A 4,650-nucleotide genomic window follows, 5' to 3' on the forward strand; every position below is an offset into this window, starting at 1 on the left:
GTATTAAATAACTGATCTAAATTTTGCGCCGGAAAAATGGCTTAGTTTGAGGCGTAAGTTGATGTAAATGGTTGTTCCCTATACGAAACTTACAACGAAAAAATAAGTTGTTTTAACAAGTAAAATAGATCAGTTACTTACTATGATTGGTATCAGCTATCGGAGAGGCCTATTTTGCAGAGCGTTTACCAGCGGACTTTTTAATTAACCACTTTCTAAAATAAACAATGCAAAGGCACAAATTCAAATTTCGTGCCTTTGCATTTATTCATTAATAAAACGTTACTTTAATGAGTTGTTTTTCATTAACTCAATATCAACACCTTTTAGCTTCATTTCATCCATAATAAAATTAACGGTATTCAATAAACGCTGTTCACCGGTTGGTATTAAGTAACCGAACTGGCTTTTGGTGAAGGGGTTTTCTTCACGTACTGCCTGTAGTTTTTTGTTAATGGTTTGATAATAAAGGGCTTCTGGCGTTTCTGTCACCATTACATCCACGTCTCCATTGGCAACCGCTTTAGGGACATCTAAATTATTTTCATATTTAACTAAAGTTGCATTATTTAAGAACTGTTCAGCAAACTTCTCATTGGTACCACCAATGTTTACCCCAACTTTTACGCTTGGCAGATTCACTTCCGCTAGGGTATCAAACTGCTCTTCTTTGCCATTCTCCACGAGAAATAACTTACCAAATGTCATATAGCCTTGAGATTGCTCTGCAGCTAATTGACGAGAGATGCGACGCGTAATTCCGCCCATCGCAACATCATATTTACCTGCTTGTAGGTTAGGAACAAGATCTTTCCATGTTGTTTGTACAAACTGCACTTTTACACCTAGCTGTTCGCCAAGATGTTTAGCAACGTCAATATCGTAACCAGAGTAGTTTGTACCATCATAATAAGAGAAAGGTTTGTAATCCCCCGTTGTGCCAACAGTAATAACGCCCTTTTCTTGGATATCATCGAGTAAGTCAGCTTGCGCATTAAAAGTTAACGCAGCGAATGAAAGTAAAGTAATTTGAGAGAGTTTCATAAATATCCTTATAAGAAGTAGATGGAATTGTTTCTATTAAAGATGAAACTAACTTAATGTCAATGGCTTATAAGGCAGCGTAACTCAATACTAAGTGGAATGATTGTTTACTATGAAGATGGAAATTAACCGTATCTTACATGAATTAATGGCTTCGAAAATGAGTAATACAGCCTCTAGAAAGCTGCATTACTCCCAAATACGCACCTATTTAGCAGCAGCGCGAGTTAATGCACTCAACACATTAGTTACCTTAGAAAATACCGCATCACATCCAGTTACCTGGTGACGTTGCTTCAGGTACTCAGGGTTATTGTAAGATATCCACACTTTACCATTAGCATCTTTAGCAATGAGCACTTTCTGTGGTAAGTCGATTGCAGCTTGTTGCTCACACTGCATGATTGGAGTGCCTACTTTAGGGTTACCAAAAATCAGAACTTCTGTATCTCGTAATTCGAGGTCAACATTTTCCGCATTTTTTTTATGATCAATACGCGCAAAAAGCGTTAAGCCTTTTTCAGATAATATATCGACAAATCGGTCTGCTGTTTCTTTTACTGAATGGTGACTCTCAACAGAAGTAACCCCCTCTGAGGCATAGCTATGACTTGTTACAAAAAAAGATAAAAATAGTAATGGGATAAGCTTTTTCATGATTATTTCTCTCGGTTTAGGTTTTTATGACGGTAAAAATAAAACAGAATTCAAAGTAACACCTTATTTTTTAACAAGCTACTTTACTTTATAGGTATTCAGTCTAGGTAAGTATTCACTATTTTACAGTGCTCACATATTAGCCTTAAATAAGCGAAGACAGTGCTTTTTCTAAACGTGGTAGGTTTGATGATTCCGTTAAACCAAATCGAAGTGCATTTTGCTCGTCAGTTAGCCTTACATATACTGCTTGGCTACATAATTTCTCATAAATATCAGACGCATCATTTAAAAACACAGTAATAAACAAAGCATTCGCTTCAATATGCGCATTCAACAGGTATGATTTGAGTAAGGCTTGCATTGCTTCACTCTGTTGATTAAGTCGGACCTTCTGTGAAAGTTGCCACTGTGTATCCTGTAGCGCTTGCTCAGCAATAAATAACGCAGGACCATTAATTGACCAAGGGCCAATACTTTCTTTGATAATGTCTAGCCATTGTTGTGTGGTACAAGCAAAACCAATACGGATTCCGGCCAAACCAAAAAATTTACCAAAAGAGCGTAAAACAATTAGATTGTCATGTTGATTGTCATTGATGATATGCGGCACAAAGCTGAACTCAGGTTCAAATATATCTGCAAAAGCTTCATCAATAATCAATAAAGCTTGTTGCTGTTGGCAGTGTGTTTTTAATTGCGTTAACTGAGTAATGGAAAAAGTATCTGTAAGTGGATTGTTTGGATTGATCACCACCACGACACTGTTTTTTTCAATATTATCGGGTAATGTTTGTTGATAAAAATGCAACTGATAACCAGCTAAAAACCAAGCTTGTTGATGCTCTTTATAACCGACTTTGGGCAAGTAAGCGTGCTTCATTTCACCTGTATTCACTGATCGATTTTTATCATTCCAAAGTGTAGGTAGCTTTTCGATTAACTGCTGACTTCCCGCTACTGGCCAACAATAATCTGCTTGATAATAATGTTCAGCAGCTTTAATTAAAGACTCAGAAATAGTGGGAAGATCCTGCCACACTTTTGCAGGGATAGTAGGAATCGCATAACTAAAAGGAGCAATACCCGTAGACAGGTCTAACCAATCCTGTTCAGGAATAGCATACTTTTTTGCCACTTTACTCAGCTGCCCACCATGTACAATCGCCATTATTTCAATAAACCTTGTTTAATTTTTTTGAGAAGTAAAAATATAAATATCACAACATGCTTTGCAATAGCGCAACCATCAATAACCACAGTAATACAGCTTGTTTGACTAAGGTTAAGCTCGCTGCAATGTGTTTGCTTTGCACTGTTTCACCTTCGCCTAGTTGTGGTGAAACCACGGTTTTACCGAAATAGACTGCACTACCGCCTAAACATGCTTGCATTACGGTGGCGCCAGAAGCCATCACCCAGCCACCATTATGGCTTTTATAATCCTTACTCTGATGATAAGCGTTGATTAATGCACGCTTAGCCGTACCATTAAAGAGACCAATCACCGAAAACAATACCGCGGTTATTTTCGCACTGACAAAACCTAATAAGTCATCCATGCGAGCGCTACATTTACCGAAGTAGTTATATTGCTCGTTTCGGTATCCCCACATAGCATCTAATGTATTACTCAATCGATGGATGATAACCAGCGGAGCCCCACCGATAACAAAATAAATTAAGGTGGCGGTTACCCCATCGTGACCATTTTCTAACATAGATTCTGTAGTCGCACGACTGATGGCTTGAGCATCCAATTCACTGGTGTCTCGACTAACAATGTAAGAGCAAAAGTGTTGTGCCTTTGCTAAATCACCTTGACGTAAAGGTTGATATATTTGCATGCCGTGTTGATTCAAACTATTTAGTGCCACAGCCCAATAAACAATGTAGATGTTGATTAACATTATGAGGTAAACAGGTAAGATCCACATTAACAACAAATAAAGTAAAGGCAGTGGTAACACTAAAATAGCCCAGCCAAGCACACCGTTAATGAAGCGTTGCTGTGGCGTACCTTTATTTAATTTTTTTTCAAGAATATTGGCTAAATTGCCAAATAAAACCAGTGGATGATAACGGTTAGGTTCGCCAATAATGTGATCTATAACCAAGGCAAACACAAGAGTAATAAAAACTATCATAGACTGCTAAAAACACCGGTCTCTTGATCGTAACTTAATGCAATCAGTTCTGCATTTTTATAATCATATCCAGTACTTGCGTTATTCTGAGTACCTGAATTGGGAGTTAGGTGAGGAATAAACTGCGCCATAAAACAACGTAAAATATCGCCATGGATAACAATTAAACTGACCTCTTTTGCTGCATTTTCGAGTTCATCTCTTAATGTACTTTCAAAACGGGCTAATAGTTGTTTTGAGCTTTCACCCTGCATAGGTTTACAGTCGGTGATCTGAGAAGTGATTTCATCATAATCGCTTAAGGTATTAACTTGATAAGTAAACTTACCTTGCCAATCACCAAAATGACGCTCTTCAAATCCTTTGATTGGAATAGGAATAAGGCCTAAAGCTTGCCCACAAATATCCGCAGTCTGAATCGCTCGACCCAATGGAGAAGTCAAAATTTGCGTAATATTTAACGGACGACATTGCTCTGCTAATAATGCAGCTTGTTGTTTGCCTTGAGCTGTAAGAGGACTATCGAGTTGACCTTGAATACGCTGTGCAACATTCCATTCCGTCTGTCCGTGACGGGCAAGATAAAAAGTAGTTTGGTTATTCAATGTACGCTCTTAAATTGGTAAAAGTGAAAAGTATACTTACTGTAATACCAATCATAGTAAGTAACTGATCTATTTTACTTGTTAAAACAACTTATTTTTTCGTTGTAAGTTTCGTATAGGGAACAACCATTTACATCAACTTACGCCTCAAACTAAGCCATTTTTCCGGCGCAAAATTTAGATCAGTTATTTAATAC

At 37.6% G+C, this 4,650-nt stretch carries 5 protein-coding genes; all 5 read right to left on the reverse strand.

Features of this window, described 5'->3' with window-relative positions; genetic code table 11:
- Positions 1–282: 282 nt before the first annotated feature.
- The gene (locus tag DS885_RS14955) at positions 283–1,044 is read right to left on the reverse strand and encodes a transporter substrate-binding domain-containing protein (protein ID WP_113820213.1); all 762 of its coding nucleotides are present in this window, start codon (positions 1,042–1,044) and stop codon (positions 283–285) included.
- Positions 1,045–1,251: 207 nt separating this feature from the next.
- The gene (locus tag DS885_RS14960; protein ID WP_113820214.1) at positions 1,252–1,701 is read right to left on the reverse strand and encodes a DUF302 domain-containing protein; all 450 of its coding nucleotides are present in this window, start codon (positions 1,699–1,701) and stop codon (positions 1,252–1,254) included.
- A 145-nt stretch (positions 1,702–1,846) separates the two neighbouring features.
- The gene (locus DS885_RS14965) at positions 1,847–2,872 is read right to left on the reverse strand and encodes a threonine-phosphate decarboxylase (RefSeq protein WP_113820215.1); all 1,026 of its coding nucleotides are present in this window, start codon (positions 2,870–2,872) and stop codon (positions 1,847–1,849) included.
- Between the two features lie 49 nt (positions 2,873–2,921).
- The gene (gene cbiB, locus DS885_RS14970; protein WP_113820216.1) at positions 2,922–3,848 is read right to left on the reverse strand and encodes an adenosylcobinamide-phosphate synthase CbiB; all 927 of its coding nucleotides are present in this window, start codon (positions 3,846–3,848) and stop codon (positions 2,922–2,924) included.
- Complete coding sequence (locus DS885_RS14975; protein ID WP_113820217.1) at positions 3,845–4,453, reverse strand: histidine phosphatase family protein; 609 nt, start codon at positions 4,451–4,453, stop codon at positions 3,845–3,847. Before DS885_RS14975 ends, cbiB begins: the two co-directional genes overlap by 4 nt.
- Positions 4,454–4,650 lie beyond the last annotated feature (197 nt).

It is taken from the genome of Psychromonas sp. B3M02 (assembly GCF_003318165.1).
Taxonomy (GTDB): domain Bacteria; phylum Pseudomonadota; class Gammaproteobacteria; order Enterobacterales; family Psychromonadaceae; genus Psychromonas.

Bases quoted from the DNA above. Each gene is read 5' to 3' on its own strand.
- DS885_RS14955 (WP_113820213.1), bottom strand. From the start codon at position 1,044: ATGAAACTCTCTCAAATTACTTTACTTTCATTCGCTGCGTTAACTTTT.
- DS885_RS14960 (WP_113820214.1), bottom strand. From the start codon at position 1,701: ATGAAAAAGCTTATCCCATTACTATTTTTATCTTTTTTTGTAACAAGT.
- DS885_RS14965 (WP_113820215.1), bottom strand. From the start codon at position 2,872: ATGGCGATTGTACATGGTGGGCAGCTGAGTAAAGTGGCAAAAAAGTAT.
- cbiB (WP_113820216.1), bottom strand. From the start codon at position 3,848: ATGATAGTTTTTATTACTCTTGTGTTTGCCTTGGTTATAGATCACATT.